This window comes from Aeribacillus sp. FSL K6-8394, assembly GCF_038008865.1.
Taxonomy (GTDB): domain Bacteria; phylum Bacillota; class Bacilli; order Bacillales; family Aeribacillaceae; genus Aeribacillus; species Aeribacillus composti.
The window spans coordinates 697,312-717,631 of the sequence record NZ_JBBPAA010000002.1 but is presented as its reverse complement, the minus strand read 5'-3'; the positions used below and the strand labels follow the sequence as shown (position 1 = coordinate 717,631).

The 20,320-nt window shown below is 40.9% G+C and carries 19 protein-coding genes, 1 tRNA gene and 1 pseudogene; 6 read left to right on the top strand and 15 right to left on the bottom strand.

Annotation, left to right across the window (positions count from 1 at the left end; all coding sequences use genetic code 11):
- The first annotated feature begins 58 nt into the window (after positions 1–58).
- The 5 genes from NSR00_RS15800 (at position 59) to NSR00_RS15780 (ending at position 4,914) form a co-directional block, all read left to right on the top strand.
- On the top strand, positions 59–562 hold the full coding sequence (locus tag NSR00_RS15800; protein ID WP_340789745.1) for a TRAP transporter small permease: 504 nt from the start codon (positions 59–61) through the stop codon (positions 560–562).
- Positions 540–1,832: a TRAP transporter large permease gene (locus tag NSR00_RS15795; protein WP_340789743.1), complete on the top strand. Its 1,293-nt coding sequence runs from the start codon at positions 540–542 to the stop codon at positions 1,830–1,832. Before NSR00_RS15800 ends, NSR00_RS15795 begins: the two co-directional genes overlap by 23 nt.
- 36 nt (positions 1,833–1,868) lie before the next feature.
- Positions 1,869–2,849, top strand: coding sequence for a 2-hydroxyacid dehydrogenase (locus NSR00_RS15790; protein WP_340789741.1), 981 nt, complete (start codon positions 1,869–1,871; stop codon positions 2,847–2,849).
- 106 nt (positions 2,850–2,955) lie between these two features.
- Entirely contained in the window at positions 2,956–3,786 is an 831-nt protein-coding gene (locus NSR00_RS15785; protein WP_261308758.1) for a MurR/RpiR family transcriptional regulator, read from the top strand.
- Entirely contained in the window at positions 3,787–4,914 is a 1,128-nt protein-coding gene (locus NSR00_RS15780; RefSeq protein WP_340789739.1) for a glycerate kinase, read from the top strand.
- Between the two features lie 46 nt (positions 4,915–4,960).
- Here the strand turns inward: NSR00_RS15780 and NSR00_RS15775 are convergent, their stop codons facing one another.
- The 5 genes and pseudogenes from NSR00_RS15775 to NSR00_RS15760 form a co-directional block, all read right to left on the bottom strand.
- A complete protein-coding gene (locus tag NSR00_RS15775) occupies positions 4,961–5,086 on the bottom strand; it encodes a hypothetical protein (protein WP_257790167.1) in 126 nt (41 codons plus the stop codon).
- A gap of 240 nt (positions 5,087–5,326) precedes the next feature.
- Positions 5,327–5,809 (bottom strand): annotated as a pseudogene (locus NSR00_RS18190) (DEAD/DEAH box helicase family protein); the annotation flags it as partial.
- A gap of 152 nt (positions 5,810–5,961) precedes the next feature.
- Positions 5,962–7,476 (bottom strand): acetyl-CoA hydrolase/transferase family protein, encoded by a 1,515-nt coding sequence (locus NSR00_RS15770; RefSeq protein WP_340789738.1) that lies wholly within the window; start codon positions 7,474–7,476, stop codon positions 5,962–5,964.
- 133 nt (positions 7,477–7,609) lie between these two features.
- Positions 7,610–8,254, bottom strand: coding sequence for a LytTR family DNA-binding domain-containing protein (locus tag NSR00_RS15765; RefSeq protein WP_066249117.1), 645 nt, complete (start codon positions 8,252–8,254; stop codon positions 7,610–7,612).
- A 1,707-nt stretch (positions 8,255–9,961) separates the two neighbouring features.
- Positions 9,962–10,037: transfer RNA gene (locus tag NSR00_RS15760), tRNA-Arg, on the bottom strand.
- A 264-nt stretch (positions 10,038–10,301) separates the two neighbouring features.
- Between NSR00_RS15760 and clpP the strand changes: the two genes are divergently transcribed.
- A complete protein-coding gene (gene clpP / locus NSR00_RS15755) occupies positions 10,302–10,880 on the top strand; it encodes an ATP-dependent Clp endopeptidase proteolytic subunit ClpP (RefSeq protein ID WP_063389160.1) in 579 nt (192 codons plus the stop codon).
- A 718-nt stretch (positions 10,881–11,598) separates the two neighbouring features.
- Here clpP and NSR00_RS15750 read toward each other — a convergent pair.
- The 10 genes from NSR00_RS15750 to hisA all read right to left on the bottom strand — a co-directional run bounded on the left by NSR00_RS15750 (position 11,599) and on the right by hisA (position 20,320).
- Positions 11,599–11,856 carry an HPr family phosphocarrier protein gene (locus tag NSR00_RS15750; protein ID WP_063389161.1) on the bottom strand — a complete coding sequence of 86 codons (258 nt, stop codon included), beginning with the start codon at positions 11,854–11,856 and terminating at the stop codon, positions 11,599–11,601.
- 24 nt (positions 11,857–11,880) lie between these two features.
- Positions 11,881–12,831, bottom strand: coding sequence for a DNA-binding protein WhiA (whiA, locus tag NSR00_RS15745; protein WP_340789737.1), 951 nt, complete (start codon positions 12,829–12,831; stop codon positions 11,881–11,883).
- Between the two features lie 23 nt (positions 12,832–12,854).
- Positions 12,855–13,811 carry a gluconeogenesis factor YvcK family protein gene (locus tag NSR00_RS15740; RefSeq protein ID WP_063389163.1) on the bottom strand — a complete coding sequence of 319 codons (957 nt, stop codon included), beginning with the start codon at positions 13,809–13,811 and terminating at the stop codon, positions 12,855–12,857.
- 2 nt (positions 13,812–13,813) lie between these two features.
- Positions 13,814–14,695, bottom strand: coding sequence for an RNase adapter RapZ (rapZ, locus tag NSR00_RS15735; protein WP_063389288.1), 882 nt, complete (start codon positions 14,693–14,695; stop codon positions 13,814–13,816).
- Between the two features lie 211 nt (positions 14,696–14,906).
- Positions 14,907–15,365 carry an 8-oxo-dGTP diphosphatase gene (locus NSR00_RS15730; protein WP_063389164.1) on the bottom strand — a complete coding sequence of 153 codons (459 nt, stop codon included), beginning with the start codon at positions 15,363–15,365 and terminating at the stop codon, positions 14,907–14,909.
- Positions 15,366–15,654: 289 nt separating this feature from the next.
- Positions 15,655–16,602 (bottom strand): thioredoxin-disulfide reductase, encoded by a 948-nt coding sequence (gene trxB, locus NSR00_RS15725; protein ID WP_340789736.1) that lies wholly within the window; start codon positions 16,600–16,602, stop codon positions 15,655–15,657.
- Positions 16,603–16,701: 99 nt separating this feature from the next.
- Positions 16,702–18,132 (bottom strand): tetratricopeptide repeat protein, encoded by a 1,431-nt coding sequence (locus tag NSR00_RS15720; protein WP_340789735.1) that lies wholly within the window; start codon positions 18,130–18,132, stop codon positions 16,702–16,704.
- An 81-nt stretch (positions 18,133–18,213) separates the two neighbouring features.
- Complete coding sequence (gene hisIE, locus NSR00_RS15715; protein WP_340789734.1) at positions 18,214–18,831, bottom strand: bifunctional phosphoribosyl-AMP cyclohydrolase/phosphoribosyl-ATP diphosphatase HisIE; 618 nt, start codon at positions 18,829–18,831, stop codon at positions 18,214–18,216.
- Positions 18,828–19,586 (bottom strand): imidazole glycerol phosphate synthase subunit HisF, encoded by a 759-nt coding sequence (gene hisF, locus NSR00_RS15710; protein ID WP_063389168.1) that lies wholly within the window; start codon positions 19,584–19,586, stop codon positions 18,828–18,830. The genes hisIE and hisF overlap by 4 nt, the downstream gene beginning before the upstream one ends.
- Complete coding sequence (gene hisA / locus NSR00_RS15705) at positions 19,583–20,320, bottom strand: 1-(5-phosphoribosyl)-5-[(5-phosphoribosylamino)methylideneamino]imidazole-4-carboxamide isomerase (protein WP_340733010.1); 738 nt, start codon at positions 20,318–20,320, stop codon at positions 19,583–19,585. Before hisA ends, hisF begins: the two co-directional genes overlap by 4 nt.

The following is a 20,320-nucleotide window of genomic DNA, read 5'->3' as shown; positions in this document are numbered from 1 at the left end:
GAAGGGGGTCTTCCTCTTGCCCTTAAGCAAATCATTTTATCGGCAAGGGGGGAATTCGGTGAAGAAGATTGTGGCTGCCATGGATGTGTTGAATCGTGGGGTCTTGTTTTTGTTATCCCTTTGGTTCGGTTTAGTCGCGTTGTTGACCTTGCTGCAAGTCATTTTCCGTTATATCTTTAATAACCCAATCGTATGGTCGGAAGAAGTGATTCGCTACAGCATGATTTGGATCGTCTTGTTGGGGACGGCGATCGCGCTGCGCAAGGGGATGTTGATTTCGGTGGAAATCGTCATCCAGAGTGTTCCGAAAACGGTAAAAAAAATCATGGGAATTCTCGTCATAGGTGTAAATGTGGTGTACTTATCTTTGTTGTCGTATTACGGGATTAAAATCATAATTACGCTTGGCGCTCAGACGTCTGGTTCATTGGAGATCCCAATCTCGATGACGTACTCGGCTATTGCCGCTGGTTCGATATTGGCGCTATTAAATTGCATCGTTGTTTTCATGGAACTTGTCCAAGGGAAGGAGGAGAAAAATGACGGGTCTACTCTTCTGTAGTTTGTTACTTTTTTTCCTCTTGGGCGTACCCGTAGCGTTTGCCATGGGACTTTCGGCGATTGGGGTAATGGTCCAAGGGGGAGTATCTTTGCAAGTAGCCGTGCAAAGAATCTTTTCTACGATGGATTCCTTTCCTTTGATGGCGATTCCCTTTTTTATCTTGGCGGGAAACTTGATGGAACATAGCGGGATCTCACATCGCTTGATCCAGTTCGCCAACGCTTTGGTTGGACGGATCACGGGCGGCTTGGGGATCGTCACCGTCGTAACGGCGATGTTTTTTGCTGCTATCTCTGGTTCGAGCGCCGCGACGATCGCGGCGATCGGAAGCATATTAATCCCCGCCATGGTACGAAAAGGGTTTCCCACGAATTTTTCCACGGCGGTGCAAGCAGCTTCTGGAGAGCTAGGCGTTATCATCCCGCCGTCGATTCCGATGATTATTTTTGCTTTAACCGCGGGTGTTTCCGTTTCCATCGGCGATCTATTTATCGCCGGGATCATACCGGGCATCCTGATCGCCGCATCCTTGATGCTGACGATCTATGTGTTGAGCAAAAAGAACGGGTATGGCCTCGAGCCTGCGGGCACGGAAGAAAAATTTGAATTTGCCGCGCTTTGGAAATCGGCATTGAATGCCTTTTTTCCCCTTTTGATGCCCGTCATTATCTTAGGGGGAATCTACGGGGGAATCTTTACGCCCACAGAAGCTGCAGCTGTTGCGGTGGGGTATTCGTTTGTTCTCGGGAAATTTGTTTATAAGACGTTAAACCGCAAAAACCTAATGGAAGCTCTACGCAATTCCGTAATCGCAACAGCAATCATCATGTTTATCATTGGAAACGCGGGATTGTTTGGTTGGGTATTGACGGCGGAGAGGGTTCCCGATAAAGTTGCAGAATTTTTTATTTCAATTTCGGATAGCCCGATTGTCTTTTTGTTACTTGTGAATCTTTTGTTGTTATTCGTAGGTATGTTTCTAGAAACAGGCGCTTCAATCGTGATTATTGCTCCTATTCTCACGCCGGTGGCTGCGGAATTTGGCATTGATCCAATCCATTTTGGCATTATCATGATCGTAAACCTAGCCGTAGGAATGTTGACACCTCCGGTCGGAGTGAATTTGTTCGTAGCGTGCCAAATTGCCGGTATTCGGATTGAACAGATCGTCAAAGCAATGCTTCCCTTTTATGTTGTCTTGCTGGTCGACATATTGCTTATCTCGTATCTGCCGAATTTATCGTTATGGTTGCCCGGCTTATATAAGTAAAGGAAACTGAGGTTAACTATAAAAAGGAGTGGTTTAATGAGACCTAGGGTATTTGTTACGCGTAAGATACCGGAGAAAGCGCTGCTCATGCTGGAAGAACGGTGTGACGTCCGAATGTGGCAGAAAGAAGATGTCCCCGTTCCAAAGGATGTTTTAAAGGAGGAATTAGCGGAAGCGGAAGGTTTATTTTGCCTTCTGACGGAAAAAATCGATGCAGACTTGTTGGATCATGCCCCGCATTTAAGAGTGATTAGCAATATGGCCGTTGGATACAACAATATCGACGTGAGTGCGGCGACCAGAAAAGGGATCATGGTCACGAACACTCCAGACGTCTTGACGGAAACGACGGCAGATTTGACTTTTGCCTTGTTAATGGCTACGGCACGCCGCTTATTGGAAGCGTCCGATTATTTGCGTCGGGGAGAATGGAAAACATGGTCTCCCATGTTATTGACAGGCCAAGATGTGCACGGGGCGACGCTTGGGATCATCGGCATGGGAAGAATTGGGGAAGCGGTAGCTAAACGAGCGAAAGGATTTGACATGCGGGTGCTCTATCACAACCGCAACCGCAAACCAGAAGTGGAAGAAAAGCTGGGTGTGACGTACGCAGACTTGCCGACGTTACTGAAAGAATCCGATTTCGTCTGCATTTTAACCCCTTATACTTCGGAAACGCACCACCTGATTGGGAAAGGTGAGCTAGCAATTATGAAGAAGACGGCTGTTCTCATCAATACGTCGCGTGGAGGTGTAGTGGATGAGAACGCGCTTTACGAGGCGTTAACTACCGGAACGATCTTGGCTGCTGGGTTGGACGTTTTTGAACAGGAACCGGTGCCGCTTAACCATCCTTTGCTCTCATTGCCCAATGTCGTGGCTTTACCCCATATCGGCAGTGCTAGCGTACAAACTAGAACACGGATGGCCGAGTTGGCTGCTCAAAATCTACTTCAGGCGTTAGCTGGAGAGTTACCAGAGAACCTCGTGAATACGGAAATTTACAAACTTTAATAACCCAGCCATTTGATTCCTACGGCTAAAAATTTCATTTTATGAAACTTTTTTCATGGTCATTTATAATAGAGCGTACAATAAATATGAAATCCGGAGTGATTCGATGTACAACTTTATGGCTAAATTATTAAACTTCATTGAATCTTCAACAGACCAAACAAAATCAGAAATCATTATTGCCGAATATATTTTGAGGAATGTGGAAAAAATCCCGAAAATGTCCATTTATGAATTAGCTGAAGCGTGCCATACATCACCTGCAACGATCACCCGATTTTGCCAGCGCTTTGAAAATATTACGTTTAAAGAGCTTAAAGAATATGCCAGATCATTTATTGAATTTAATGATACTGAAGTAGACTATCAAAACCTTAAAACGAAATTTAATATAAAACAAATAAACGAATATTATGATGAATTACATGCTTCTCTGAAGCAAACAGAGCAATTTCTCCGCTCAAAGGAAATCATTCAAGTTGTTCACGAAATTCATCACTCAAAAAAAGTTGCTTTTTTTGGGGTAACATTTTCGCATCTCATTGCAAGAAATGCACAATTCAAATTTATTCGTCTGGGCAAATATGCTACTGCGTACAGCAACCATGAAAATCAAATTTCCGAAGCAGAATCACTTACGCCCAGAGATTTAGCCGTTGTCATTTCTTTTTCCGGAGAAACAAGATTTATCGTTCAGCTAGTAAAGGTATTAAAGAAGAGAGGCATTCCTATCGTTGCGATTACAGGCAATGAAAAAGGCTATTTAGCACAGAATGCGAAACAAATCATCAAAGTGAGCAGCTGCAAACTAGAATCCTTTAAATCACCTATTTTGGAAGAAATCAATATGCTGAGTGTAATTAATTCCATTTATCTCGTTTATTCTATCGTTTTTAAAAATTCGGAAGGATATCAGGCAAACAAAGGAGGCAGCTAAATGAATATTGTCGTAGCACCTGATTCTTTTAAAGGGAGTCTGACCTCTTCTCAAGCAGCAAATATTATGAAACAAGCAATACTTGACCTTCATTATGGTGATACAGTAAGAACAAAGCCAATGGCTGACGGTGGAGAAGGAACAGTCGATGCATTGTTAGCCTCTTCAGCCGGGGATCGCATTGAGGTAACCTGTACAGGCCCCTTGGGCAAAAAAATAAAAACATATTATGCCATCCTTGAAAATAATACGGCTGCTATTGAAGTTGCCAATATCGCTGGGCTTGTCCAAGTGCCTCCTTCACAACGAAACCCGGATGTGACCACTACTTTCGGACTTGGCGAAGTGATGAAAGATGCATTGGATAAAGGCTGTAAATCGTTTATTTTCGGGCTTGGCGGCAGTGCTACAAATGATGGGGGCCTTGGCTTTTTACAGGCGCTTGGCATGAAAGCTTGGGATAAAGAAGGAAAAGAAGCGGGGATTTTCGGAAAAGATTTATTGGAGGTCAATCAAGTAAGTTTCGACCGTTTGGATCCGAGATTGGAACATATTACAATAAAGGTTGCTTGTGATGTGGACAATCCGCTATGTGGTGAAAAAGGTGCCAGCGCAGTTTACGGACCGCAAAAAGGTGCCAGCAGCAAACAAATACCGATTTACGACGAAGCATTGGCCCGATTTGCTGCTCTTATTGAGAGGCAGAAAGGAAAAGTCTTCAATAACGTGAAAGGTGCAGGGGCAGCAGGAGGCTTGGGATTTGCATTCCTTGTACTAGGCGCAAAGCTTATATCCGGTGCTGAGCTTGTAGCAGAAGCTTCGAACTTGAAGGAAGCAATAGAGCAGGCGGATCTTGTCATTACAGGAGAAGGACAAAGCGATGAACAAACATTATACGGAAAAGCGCCCGGCTATATCGCTGATCTCGCTCAAATATACGGAGTTCCAACGATATTAATATCCGGCTCGCTTGCAGGCAATTTGGATGTGCTCCGCAGCAAATTTCACGGATGCTTTTCGATTATTACTAAACCATTGACGATTGAGGAATGTATGGATCAGGCAAAACAGCTATTGTACAATCAGACGAAGCAAGTGATGCATCTTATTCACTCTTTGAAGATATAATCGGATCCAGGTTTTCGCTTTTATAATCCAGATGGGGAAATTTTTTTCAGATGTTTATGTTGAATACTGCAAAAATAACTTTCCCCTTTTCCATCTCAATTTTATCTAGAAGATTGACCGGCAAATCTCCAAAATTCCACGTTAGAGAGGCATCTAAGATCTTGTTCAACATCTAAGATGCCTCTTTTGTAATGAAGGTAAAAGAAATAATTGATGTATTCCATTAAGCACCGACAATATCTTCACAATTTTGTGTTAAATTATCGAATGCAGATCATTTTCCTCACGATCATCCATGTTGTCTTTAAACAAGTCTATAATGCTTCCTGCACTTTTAAACGGTTCTTTCAACTTTTATTCCATAACTCCGTTTTTAACCCATATACTTTTCTTCTTGGTACTGCAAATGCTAAAGTTCTTTAATGATTTCGACTTCGATGTTAAACAACCGTTCCGTTAAACTATTTCCTTCCATTCCTTTTGGATTTTCGCGGAAAAACTCAAAATTGCCAAAAAGGTGAATGCGTATTAACTTCTCCAATCTAGTAAGTCTTTATATAAGCGTGTTCTGAACCCAATTATTTGCCAAAACTTTGATGTCGAACGTCCTTTCTTGAAAAAACACGAGATTGACGACTTCCGGAATATCGACTTCAGTATCAAGTTTATCGGCTGATACAGCAATTTACGTCAGAAAAATGATCAATTAACATTAGATACCAGTTGACGCTGTAATCAATAACCATTGCAAATCCGTCCTTATTCTCAGAAAACAGTTGATCAAAGCGCTCACTATCCGTTCTGTATGATGATTTTCGCAAAAACAATCGTTTTCTGCCTTCAACTCGAATTTATGTTTTATTAAATTTTTCAGTACAGTATCAATTAATAAGTCCATTCGTTTAGTGCTTTTAACGCTAAGGGGGGTGAAAACATTTGTTGTGTGATATCCACAAAATTGATTTCTAGTTGATAAATTCCTTCTTTGATCAAGCTGTGCCGATCTCTTCGCATGTCTAGAAAATGCACGAATAAATTGTCATCCGATTAAACGCTATGTGCAATCTCTTCACGCATCGTTCCGTTTTTAGCAAAATTTATATGCCATGAAAGAGCTTTTTCTAAAACATGTGGTGTATGCCCTCCTCTTGCAAGAGCTTCCTGATAATATTCACGAAGCTGGTCGCGATACATCGGATGGGCGCAGCGTTCGATAATCAGTTCCACACGCTCTCTTGGCGCCAAGCCCCGGAGATCCGCATACCCTTGCTCGGTGACGATGACATCGACGTCATGCTCCGTATGGTCAACATGGGAGACAAAAGGAACAATGCTTGATATGTTTCCGTCTTTCGCTATTGATTTTGTCACAAAAATCGCCAGGCGGGCATTTCTTGCAAAATCACCTGATCCGCCAATGCCGTTCATCATTTTCGTTCCAAGTACGTGGGTTGAATTGACATTGCCGTAGATGTCCACTTCCAATGCTGTGTTAATGGAAATCAAACCGAGCCGGCGAATAATTTCAGGATGGTTGGAAATTTCCTGCGGTCTCAGCACTAAACGGTCGCGGTATTTCTTAAAATTCGAGAAAACCTCCTTCATTTTCGGCTCTGAAAGGGTAATCGAACAACAAGAGGCAAAACGGACTTTGCCCGCATCTATCAAATCAAAGACTGCATCCTGCAATACTTCAGAATACACCTCTAAATCCTCAAATTCTGAATCCAGCAAGCCATGAAGAACTGCATTGGCGACGGAACCGATGCCTGACTGCAGCGGGGCTAAACGTTCCGTTAACCGGCCGGCTTTAATTTCTTTACGCAAAAACTCTATCAAATGCTGCGCCATAATGACTGTTTCTTCATCCGGAGGCACAATTGTCGACGGTGAATCCAGCTGATTGGTAAATACAATTCCTTTTACCTTCTCGATATCAATCGGTATTCCGATCGTACCGATTCGATCATTCGATTTTGTCAGCGGAATCGGTTTTCTTTCCCCTTGTTTCTCCGGTTCATACAAATCATGCACTCCTACTAAATCTACAGGCTGTGCCGTATTAATCTCTATAATGATCGATTTTGCGTGCTGGGCAAATGTCAACGAGTTTCCAATGGAGGTTGTCGGAATAACCATTCCATCTCTTGTAATAGAAACCGCTTCCAAAATTGCAAAATCGATTGGATCCATAACATTTGAGCGCACTAATTCAGCAGTATGGGACAAATGCTGATCGACAAATAAAAATTCTCCCCGATTGATTCCTTTTCTCATCGTAGGATCTGCCTGAAAAGGAAGCCTCTTGCCTAAAATGCCAGCTTCAGTGAACATTTTATCGATATCAGAACCTAAAGAGGCTCCTGTATACACATTTACTTTAAACGATTCTCGCTCTGCACGTTTTACCAACGCATATGGAACCGCTTTCGCATCACCCGCGCGTGTAAATCCGCTTAACCCTAAAGTCATCCCGTCTTTGATCCATAATGCGGCTTCATCAGCTGTGACTATTCGATCGCGCAAACGCAAATCTTCAATCCTTTCCAATTTATTGTCCATTTCCCCATCATCTCCCCTTTAATGAATTTAAAATTTATTTTACCGATAAAAGTTAACGGGGCAAGGTTTTGGGGATAAGTGACCGAAAATTCAGATAAACAACTCAATTTCCATACTAAAACAGAACGATTTTTTAAAATCCAAGCAATTTTCGAAAATAACTGGAGTAAGACTGACTGACAGGAATTTTATCACCGTTATTCATCAACAGCAAAAAAGTTGAATGCGCATCAGGGTAGATTTCCTTAATATGGTTGACATTCACAATAAAAGCCCGATGACAGCGAATAAAATAGTCCTTTGGAAGCAAGTATTCAAATTCCTGGAGAGAGTATTTATGCGTTCCTGAGCATCCTTCAGTGTACACATAGGTCTTTTTATCTTTTGCTTCTAAATACGCAACTTTCGAAAAAGGAATAGGAACCCATCCGTCATCAGTTTTGACGGTCACAACAGATTTTCCATCCGTCAAAGCAGGAAAAATCGCAGTGACGCATCCCTCAAGCTTTCCTTCCCAAAAAAACGGCACAGCCATCCCGTGATAAGGAACGCCAAACACATCGCGGTTAATAAACTCAGAAACCTTTTGTTTGGTGTGCAAAGCTTTATACGCAATCGTTCCTTTTCTCACCAAGTCTCCCGGTCTGATTTTCAAATCAATCCGTTTGCTCGGCCGGTAATAGATATATTCCTTAGTATTGGAAACAGCAATCGAAACTTCATCAGAAAACAATTCACCAATAACGTCTAAAATGGAAACTACTGAAATACGTTCCATTCTTCAACACCCTTCGTGATCTATAAATCTTCAAGATATTATTATTTTACATCTTTTTTCACCCTTTTTGGCATAGTTCTTATCGAGTGCGACTAATATCGTCACCTTTTTCAAATAGTTTATGATAAATGTATGTCTTAAACAGTGTAAGACTTACGCAACATTCGTCTTTTAGTTTGAATATTTTTCTGATGTTTCCTTCTTTTTAACTTTTCACTATATTGATTAACGATACATATGAAATGTTACCGAAGTATCCTCGAATTTCTTCTATCAAGTAGTTTACATACTTCTTTAGTCATTGGAACAATCCGGCTTTTACGGCTATTGTTTTTGGTCCCAGTAACATAAAAATACCGTTATCTAAAAATACCAGAAATTTCTGACTATTCAACTTAGTTTGCCCTTTGTTCTCTCTCTACCATTAGTTTAATAGCACCATAGTCACGAAATCCCGTAAATACTTATATGTTTGACGTTTCATAGCCTCTTTACTTGCGTGTCTGTAAGCACAAAGATTCGTTGTTCATCCTTATTAATTTTGGCATTTTTTGACGAGACTTTCTTCAAATAATACCGTATTTATGTAGCTTTCTAAAAATCGATTTAATAGCACCGAAAAGAATATCCACGGTTACAGATGACGTATTAAATGTACCGTCTAATTTGGTCAGTAGTAAGATCTCTAAAACCGACAACATCTATAAAATTTTTTCAAGAACTTCAATAATCGGTACTCGTTCGTCCTGGATAGCTTCCGTTTTGTAAATGATCTTAGCGTATTTTAATCCTTCTGCAACCGTCATATAATCGAGATTACATCTACAATCAGATGTCTTGAAACTACCTTTCTAGCCTTTTTCGAATAATCGAGTAGGAGGGGGTGACTAACCCCCGACCTCTCACACCACCGTACGTACGGTTCCGTATACGGCGGTTCAATTAAGATAATTGACGCAAGTCTTTATAACTTCCGTGAATAGCTGTTCTCTTTATGCCAGTGGTCACTCCACCCTCCAAGAGGTCTCCCACGGGATTCACCGCTTCCTCCCTCAAGTGAGGTACTACGTTTTCTGTGTTCATCATGACTCACTGAATGCCAAGGGCTATTCTCTCTTAATTGTTCGGTCCTTCTTAGTTGTTCTAGACCAACTAATACTATGACCTCTGCTGACTTCTGACGGTTCAGCTACTTATCACTAAGTAGGTTATGAAGAGTACTTCACATATCCGCCAGACCTCCCCGGGTAAGTACATGCACTTTCACACCATCTATCCGCCTCATTTACTCGATATGACCTTCGACAGAAAGAGCTTTGTTTTGTTATGCAAACTCACTCAATCATACCTAGCCTTATATGAGGTTCGTGTTCCTCGGACCGGTGTTTTGCCTCCAGCTTCCTTCAGATTCCGCGTCACCACGGACACCCTTTCGTTGAGCTAACCTCTACTTCTGTCTTCGGGGTTCGGGACTTACACCCTATAGTTCATGTACATGCCGGGCGCACATAAAAAAACCTCCCGTTTTTAATTACGGAAGGTTTAGCGTTGTTCACGGTACCGACACATACGAGGCGACGCTTACAGTATGAAAATGCTAGAGACGTTTTCATGGAACGGTGTCTTTCCCGTTCAACCTGCGTCTTAAATTTCGCCTAAAATTTCGGTGTCTCTTTCCCGTCATATCAACGTTTTCAGCTTATTTGACGCGCTCGGAGGGACTCGAACCCCCGACGGACGTGGTACCGGAAACCACCGCTCTATCCAACTGAGCTACGAGCGCATTTTTCAAATGTCACGAATTATATTATAATCGAACCGAACAGTATATGCAAGAATAAATTTTGCTTAATTATCCATCGTGTCAAAATTGATTTGAAAAATTCATTTTTCATCGTTGTTTGAAAAATGAAAAATGAGGGTATGATGGTACATGTATTGATCTTATAAATAATTATATATAAAAGTTTTTTGTTTGACCTTTATTGACCTTTTATGTATGATGGAATAGAAATGACTTTAACTTTGATGCGAGGGAGGAAACATAATGAATTTAATACCGACTGTTATTGAACAGACAAACCGTGGTGAACGTGCTTACGATATTTATTCAAGATTGTTAAAAGACCGCATTATTATCCTTGGTACGCCAATTGATGATCATGTTGCAAACTCCATTGTTGCTCAGCTTCTTTTCTTGGCAGCGGAGGATCCTGAAAAAGATATTTCCCTTTACATTAACAGCCCGGGCGGATCAATTACTGCTGGCATGGCGATTTATGATACGATGCAATTTATTAAACCTGATGTATCCACGATGTGTATAGGAATGGCTGCTTCCATGGGAGCATTCTTATTGGCGGCAGGTGCAAAAGGAAAACGTTTTGCCCTTCCGAATAGTGAAGTAATGATCCATCAACCGTTAGGAGGCGCGCAAGGTCAGGCAACTGACATTGATATTGCAGCTAGACGAATTCTCTCTTTAAGAGATAAATTGAACAGAATTTTATCTGAAAACACTGGCCAGCCTCTTGAAGTAATTGAACGTGATACGGACCGCGACAATTTCATGTCAGCTGAACGTGCAAAAGAATATGGGTTGATTGACAAAGTTTTAACAAAATAAAAGCTGCCTCAAATAGGAAGACAAAAAAATTTAAACATATCAAGCAGACAGTATAAAAATAAACCGCTGCTTCATACCTTCACGCATTTGAATGAGGAGCAAATGTCAAGAATGATCTTGACAGCAGCTCCTCATTCAACTTTTTGACCGGAATCGTCAGCTTTACGTTTTCGAAAGGCCGTTATGCCGATATTGCTTTAATCTAAGCCCAAAATGCGGATCGAGCCGGATGAAGGATTAAATATGCTTTCGGAGAGCCTGTGTAAACCGTATTTTGCTGAAGTTTTTTCTGGGCACCTGCTGGCAAAAACAAGTGTTATAATCGATTTTTTCATGTTATAAAAGGGCTAGAATCTCTCTTTATCCATTCAGCTGTAAGTCATTCAAACCACAAAGCACGTTTGTTTTTTCTTGAATGTTGATCGCAGATTTATGAAAAAATAGTATTTACACCAAATATATTGCTCGGATTCGCCCCGATCTTTCGCATGCTTTGAATCCAAAAGTTCCAGTTAAGAACCTTCACAAAGCTCTCTCCCAACAAAAGATTTATCACAACTTTTCTATTAACGCACCCGAAGCCATTTCGTCTTCATATCAGTTTTAGCAAAAATAAAGCCCTCTTGTGGCTGACAGCGGTTGTTTCCTGCTTTCTCCCACAAGAGAGGCAATATCCATCCATTGATGAATTTTGTGGCAATTTTTTTGTGTGTTCACATTAATTTTCGTTTTGAATGTAGTTGATAAGCGCTTCTAATGCTTCTTCCTCATCGTTTCCTTCTGCGATCAATGTGATCTCAGAGCCGCTGTTAATAGCTAAGCTCATCAACCCCATGATGCTTTTGGCGTTTACTTTCTTTCCGTCTTTTTCGATAAAAATGTCAGACGAAAACCTGTTGGCTTCCTGAACAAACAATGCAGCCGGTCGTGCCTGCAAACCGGTTTTTAACCGAACTTCCACTTTTTTCTCAACCATATTAATCCCTCTCTTCTTAAAAATTTATTTAAATGAAATCGTTTTGCCAGCCCGCAATTTTTCAGCGATTTCATCGATTTTTCTTAATCGGTGGTTGATTCCCGATTTGCTGATTTTCCCGCTGGACACCATTTCACCTAGTTCCTTCAATGTCACATCTTGATACATAACCCGTAATTCTGCAATTTCCCTCAGCTTTTCAGGTAAGGCGCTTAATCCGATCTTTTCATCAATGAATTTTATATTTTCTACCTGCCGTAAAGCAGCTCCAATGGTTTTATTTAAATTTGCTGTTTCGCAATTGACAAGGCGGTTCACTGAATTTCTCATATCACGAACGATTCGGACATCTTCAAAACGCAGTAGAGCTTGATGGGCACCGATCAATGTCAAAAATTCCCCAATTTTTTCAGCTTCCTTTAAGTAAGTAATATATCCTTTTTTCCGTTCCAGTGTTTTTGCATTTAAATAAAACGTATTCATCAAGCTGCATAGCGAATCGTTATGTTCCTTATATAACGACGAGATTTCCAAATGGTATGAAGAAGTTTCCGGGTTGTTGACAGATCCGCCCGCTAAAAACGCACCGCGCATATACGACCGCTTGCAGCACTTTTTTTTCACAAGGTCTAAAGAGATTTGATGGTTATACATAAAATCCTTGCCTAAAATTCGCAAATCCTCCAAAATCTCTTTTACTTGTTCATTCATTCTAACAATATAGACGTTATTCTTTTTTAATCGCATCTTTTTTCGTACAAGCAGCTTGATCGGAACGTCATATTTTTTTTTGATCAGCATGTAAAGGCGTCTTGCAATCGCTGCGTTTTCCGTCTGCACATCCAAAAGCAATTCCCGGTTGGAAAATGACACAGTTCCGTTCATTCGGATGAGCGCGGACAACTCTGCTTTTAAACAACATTGTTTTACTTCCAGTGTTGTCAATTCTTTTTTCGTCTCTGAAGCAAACGACATGTTTCCATTACCGCCCTTTCCGATTACGTTTCTTCAAGAAGCAAATTTTTTAAGATGTTTGCCACTTTATTCGTATCATGTCGAATAACATGTTGATCGAAGGAGACCATGTTGTCCTGCACTACTCGAAGTCCCATATCTTTTAGCGCCTCTGCATCGACTTGGACAGGAAAAGCTGATTCTTTCGCGTAGCGTTTTTGTATGTATTCGGGAATAGATCCGTTGTTCACGAGGATCACATCAATAAACGGACAGTTTAAATGATCGTAAAGAGCCTTCACATGATCGCTCGCTGTATAGTTTAGCGTCTCCCCTGGCTGAGTCATGACATTGCATATATATATTTTTTTGGCCGAGGATTTGCAAACCTCCTCGCCAATTTTCGGAACGAGCAAATTCGGTAAAATGCTTGTATAAAGACTTCCAGGCCCTAAAATGATCATATGTGCCTGTCTGATGACATCGATCGTTTCTTGAAGAGGTTTTACATTTTTCGGGGTTAAAAACACCTTTTTAATTTTTTTTCCTGAAAAAGGGATTTTCGATTCCCCTTTCACAACAGATCCATCTTCCATCTCCGCATTTAATACAACGCTCTGGTTCGCTGCAGGCAAAACAGTACCGCGAACATTTAATACTTTACTCATTTCCCGAATGGCGTGCATAAAGTCACCGGTGATATTGGTCATAGCTGCAAGTATTAAATTGCCGAGAGAATGGCCAGTCAAATCGTTCCCTTTTTTAAAACGATGCTGAAAAAGTTCCTCGATTAGCGGTTCCACATCGGAAAGAGCAGCTAACACGTTGCGAATGTCGCCCGGCGGGGGAATGTTCAGTTCATCACGAAGTCTACCGGAGCTGCCGCCATCATCTGCAACTGTTACAATGGCCGTGATATCAAAAGGGAGCAGCTTTAAGCCTCGAAGCAGAACAGATAATCCGGTTCCTCCTCCAATAATGACGATTTTCTTTTTATCCATAGTTATCGATAGTTTCTCCTTTCAATATCACGATGGGATACATGCACTTTGTAGTTTTTGCGGAAAAAATCCCCTAAATATTCAGCCAGAGTCACCGAGCGATGCTGTCCGCCAGTGCAACCGATTGCAATGACCACTTGACTTTTTCCTTCTCTTTGAAAATGAGGGATCATAAATGAGAGTAAATCTGTCAGCTTCTCTAAAAATTTAGATGTCTCTGTCCATTTTAAAACATATGATGAAACTTCTTCGTCAAGCCCCGTCTTAGGGCGCATATGATCAATATAATACGGGTTGGGCAAAAATCTCACGTCAAACACTAAGTCCGCGTCGATCGGCAAACCATATTTAAATCCAAATGATAAAACGTTCAACGTAAAGGTTTGATCGCCATTTTCTGCGAACTGTTTTAAAATTTTTTCTCTTAATTCTCTTGGCTTTAAGTTGGATGTATCATATACAATTTGCGCACGTCCCTTTAATTCCTCCAGCATTTCCCGTTCAAGGCGGATCCCCTCAAGCGGAAGACCTTTTGGAGCTAATGGATGGGTTCTTCTCGTCTCTTTATACCGGTTAACTAATACTTGATCATGTGCATCAAGAAACAAAATTTGCGGTGCGATCCACGGGATATCATTGATTTCTTCAATTGCCTGATGGAAAGATTCAAAAAATTCCCTTCCCCTCAAATCCATAACTACAGCTACTTTGTTCATTTTCGTTCTTGATTCTTTCATAAGCTCTAAAAACTTGGACAAAAGAGTAGGTGGAAGATTATCGACGCAAAAATATCCAAGATCTTCAAAGCTTTGAATCGCAACCGTCTTACCTGCCCCGGACATCCCCGTAATAATAACCATCTTAATATTTGAAGTTTCACTCATCATTCAAAGCCCCCCGTTTTTTCAAAAGAAAAATATTCAGTAACAGATATTGAATAGGAAATATCGGGATTTATTTTTTTGATCTGATAGCTTTTTTGATCAAGGATGAGAAGAGTCAAATCATAAATTTATTTAGCGGAAATTTTGAAACTGGCATGTATATCCTCTTCTCTGAACCTTGGCTTCGATTTTCTTGCAGCTGAAGTTTTCTTTATTGTGGATCGAGCCGATAAGACAAAAGCTCATAATCAGGTGTATAGATGAATGTTCCATACATGATTCCTGACCCTTTAATCATATATTCAATAATGTGGTAGTCGCCCGCAGCCATCGGCAACTGTTTAATTTCATCAATTGAGTGCCATTTCAGCTTTCCTTCCTCAGTTTCCAAAACATTTTCCCCGTTAAATTGTGTTGCGAAAAATGTAAACATCATCCATTCTTGAACAACCTTATCTCCATCTTTGACAATGATCGTGAAAATCCCTTTAATTTTTGGATTTATTAAATAAATTCCAGTTTCTTCTCTAAATTCTCTTACAACAGATTCTTTTATCGATTCCCCTTGCTCCATTTTCCCTCCAGGGGCTACCCACCAATTCCGGCGCGGTTTTTGAAGCAAGAGCAGCTGACCTTCATGAACAAGAACACAATTTGTAACCCTTTGCAAAGCAAGTTCACCCCTAGGTTGCGGTACATAAAAAATATTTATTCCTTTTATTATACAATTAAATGCTATAGTGTCTCAATGCGCATGCTTTCCTACTTTATCATACGTTTTTTCTCTTTTAAAGGTTTCAAAAGAAAAGGTGGAACAAAAAAAGGAGCATGGGAAGGATTGCCCATGCTCAAAAGTATATATTATAAAAGGGGGTCAATTACTACTTTTATAGTAACTGAATTTTATTTCATTGATGTTACAGCACAATTAAATCATAGTTACGATTTTGTTAACAATTTTAGGCATTTTTTAATTTCTCTTTTAATTCTTCAATATAATGTTGAGCACTTTGGGCAGCAATGCTTCCGTCACCAGTTGCAGTTACAATTTGCCGCAAAGATTTTTCCCGAATATCTCCTGCCGCAAAGATGCCGGGAATTTTCGTTTCCATGTTTTCATTTGTTTCAATATATCCTGCTTCATTCGTAATTCCGAGATTTTCAAAAGGTTTGGACAGCGGCACCATGCCAATGTATACAAATACACCGTCTATCTCTTTTTCTGTTTCTTCATTTGTTATCGTATTTACGAGCGTGACTTTGCCAACCTTCCCGTCGACTTCATGAATTTCTTTTACTGTATGATTCCAAATAAAATTAATCTTTTCATTATCAAAGGCGCGCTGCTGCAATATTTTTTGGGCGCGCAATTGATCGCGGCGATGAACGATTGTCACACTGTTCGCAAAGCGGGTTAAATAAACTCCTTCCTCGACAGCAGAGTCTCCGCCGCCGACAACAATCAAATCTTTTCCTTTAAAGAATGCTCCGTCGCATACAGCACAATAAGAGACGCCTCGTCCGCCCAGTTCTTTCTCTCCAGGCACGCCGAGCTTTTTATATTCGGCCCCTGTAGCGATAATCACTGCTCTTGCTTTATATTCTTTGTTGCCTGTTTTGACGATTTTATATTCGCCTTCATCGACAATTTCCTTCACATCTCCATATTCGTATTCAGCACCAAACTTTTTAGCATGTTCAAACATTTTATTTGATAGCTCTGGACCTAAAATATGATCAAATCCAGGATAGTTTTCAACATCTTCCGTATTGGCCATTTGTCCTCCAGGCACGCCTCTTTCTATCATTAAAGTAGAAAGGTTGGCGCGGGATGTGTAAACAGCAGCTGTCAATCCTGCAGGTCCTGCTCCGGCAATGATACAATCATAAATTTTTTCTTCAGACACGAGACTCACTCCTCATCATATGATCCAATAAATAATACAAAATTATTATTCCCTACAACATATCCTATATAAAATAAATGTCTCGTGCTATTTATTTGCTCACATTTTCAATTTTTTTGCGACGCGCACGTATTTAGACAGCGTAGCTTTGCTGATGTTAAAATGATTTGCCGCACCATCTTGTGTGATGTTTTTTCCTATCTGTTTCATCCATAAATAATAGACAGCTGCTGACCATGCGTTGACATTGCGAAATTTTATGTCGAACTTAAAGGCATTTTTGAAAAGCCGAAACCAAAATAAAACCAATTCTTTTCCTTCTAACGTTTTGTCCATTAAACTATCGGCCACATGGAAAGCGAAATGAACAGCATGAAAACCTGTCGGCCTTTTGCCATTTAAAACGCTTAAAGCATATTGAACAGCTTCTCTTTCAAGACGAGTTTCAAACTCCTGTTCATTTACTAAATATGCTCGTTCATCCATTTTCATTGCGAAATAGATAGAGAGCAGCCGCTCCGGGACTTGATTTTCCATTTCGTTTAGCCCTTTCATATTCCACGGTTCAGAGCCTTCCTTCCGCGGATTTAAATACAGAACCTTCTTCCATATTTTTTTAGCAAAGTCATAGTGTCCTATAAAATAAGAAGAGTATGCGAGCCAATAATAAAACGTGTCATCCCCCTCAAATCCTTTTCGATACAAGGCATGGAGCCTCTTGAATGCATGAGGATAAAAGCCGATGAGTGCAAACGTCGCCCCCAGTTTATATTGGTGCTCTGAAACAAGCGGATAAACTCTTTTTAGTTTTTCAACTAGCATGCTTATGCTCGCTTCATCACCTTCATAATAAAAAAATACAAGCAAATTGCATAAAGCATGCAAATTCCCTGGATTTTTCCGGAGCACAAGGGAAATCATGTCCTTCGCTTTTTCCACTTCCCCAAGGTAAAAATAGGCAAGCGCCAAATTATTATAAGCGGACCAAAACTCTGGGTAATCAGCTATAATCTCTTTTAAAATGGAAATAGATTCTTGAAACTGTCCATTCTCAAGGAAAGAGTGCGCTTTTTCTTGCTTCACGATTAGATCATCCGAATGCTCAGCCTCTTCTTCCATTTCGATCATTTCAAGAAGATCGCTGTTTTCTACGGAAAATATGCCTTGCGGCGCCTTTTCCTTATATATCATTGCATGTTTATAAGCTTCGTGAAACAAGCCGAGATGAGCATAATTATTTGCAAGAAAATAATAGCATTCTACCGAATGAGGGTGAATATGTTCAATAATATATGTTAATAGTTCGTTTGATTTTTGAAACTTTCCTAATTCGGTATAAATGCTGGCCAGCCTGCAAATCATTTCTTCGTTATACGGATCCAGATCTACTGCCCGCTTGACGAATTTTGAAGCCGACTGCAAATCGCCTTTTTGATAAGCCTTTAATCCCCAGCGATAAAACGTTGCACTGTCTTGGAAAAACGAAACAATTTTTGAATCTTCGTCTTTTTTTACTTTACGGTTTCCCACTCAAACCCTCCATTTCACTTTATTTGCCGAGGGATAGTATACCATATCTTATAAATAGGAAAAACCTATTTTTACTCGCGATTATGTTTCATGTCTTTCTTTTAAAACTTTCAATACTTCATCGAGCGGAAGCTTTTGCTCGCGCAGCAGAACAAGCAAATGAAATAATAAATCCGCGGCTTCCCATTTCAGCTCATCATGGCTGCGGTTTTTTGCTGCAATAATGACCTCTGAAGCTTCTTCTCCAACCTTTTTTAAAATTTTGTCCAAGCCTTTTTCAAACAAATAGGTAGTATAAGAGCCTTCCGGACGCTCAGCTTCACGCTCAGCAATGACGGCCTCCAGCTTGTTAATAATATCAAAACGGCTACCGTCCACCTGGCCGCCATTTTCTTTTGAAAAACAGCTGTATTGTCCTGTATGGCAGGCCGGACCATTCGGGTTTACCAGCACGACAAGCGCGTCCTTGTCACAGTCATAGCGTATCTCTTGAACAGTTTGTGTATTGCCGGACGTTTCTCCTTTATGCCAAAGTTTTTGGCGCGAACGGCTGTAAAACCATGTTTCCTTCGTTTCCAGAGTTTTTTTTAGCGACTCTTCGTTCATATAAGCTACTGTTAACACTTCTTTGCTAACAGCATCTTGAACAACCGCAGGAATAAGTCCATTTTCATCGAATTTGAGTTCTGCTATGTTCACCGTATATTCACCCCTTCTTTTTGCAAAAATCTTTTTACTTCTTTGACTGATGTTTCTTTGTAATGGAAAATGGAAGCTGCCAGCGCTGCATCCGCTCGGGCATCGCGAAAAACTTCAAGAAAATGCTCAGCATTACCGGCGCCGCCGGATGCAATGACTGGGACGGGAACTGCCTCGCTTACTTTTTTGGTTAAGTCAATGTCAAAGCCGGATTTTTCTCCGTCCTGATCCATGCTAGTCAGCAAAATCTCGCCAGCACCTCTTTTTACCGCTTCCTTTGCCCATGCCACGACTTCCCATTCGGTCGCTTTTCGTCCCCCGTGCGTATAGACGCGGTGGCTTCCGAGCTGCGGATCGTATTTTGCGTCAATCGCTACCACAATGCACTGGCTGCCAAAGTAATCAGCTCCCTCCATAATCAGCGAAGGGTTTAATACAGCAGAAGTGTTAATGGAAACTTTATCCGCACCAGCACGCAAAATTTTTTTCATATCTTCCAAAGAGTTGATTCCGCCTCCGACCGTAAAGGGAATGGCTAATGTTGCCGCTACTCGTTCGACAACATCAATCATCGTTTTTCTGCCTTCATGAGATGCGGAAATATCTAAGAAGACAAGCTCATCTGCTCCTTCTTCATCATAAAATTTCGCTAGCTCCACTGGATCGCCCGCATCTTTCAACTGGACAAATTGCACGCCTTTGACGACACGTCCGTCCTTAACATCTAGACAAGGAATGATGCGTTTCGTAATCATAGCCCATTCACCTCATGGATAGCATCGCGGAGGCTGAACTTTTTCGTATAAAGCGCTTTTCCGACAATAGCGCCTTTCACTCCATCCTGTTCATATTGCTTTAACTTTTTCAAATCATCAATGGAGCTTACCCCTCCGGAAGCGATGACTGTTTTTCCAGTTGCTTTTGCCATTTTCACAATCGCCTTGACATTTGGTCCCGAGAGCATTCCATCTGTCGCAATATCAGTAAAAATAAATGTTTCTGCACCGCTTTTCGCCAGTTCTTTTCCAAGATCAACCGCTTTAACTTCGGACGTATTCAGCCAGCCTTCTGTTGATACATAGCCATTTTTCGCATCGATACCGATTGCGATTCGGCCGCCGTATTCAGCCAGCATTTTTTCAACAAATGACCTGTTTGAAACGGCAGAACTGCCTAAAATAACCCTGGAAATACCGTTTTCCAAATATTCGTATACATCTTTTTCTGTGCGAATGCCGCCGCCAACTTGTACCTTTACTTTTAGCTCTTTTGCCACTTTCAAAACATGTTGATGGTTCACGCGGACTCCTTCTTTTGCCCCATCCAAATCTACCATATGAATCCAGTCAGCACCTTCCTTTACAAACGACTCGGCGACAGCAAACGGTGAATCTCCGTAAACCGTTTCTTTATTGTAATCGCCTTGAAGCAGCCGGACACATTTCCCTCCGCGCAAATCAATGGCGGGAAAAATAGTAAAACTCATCAT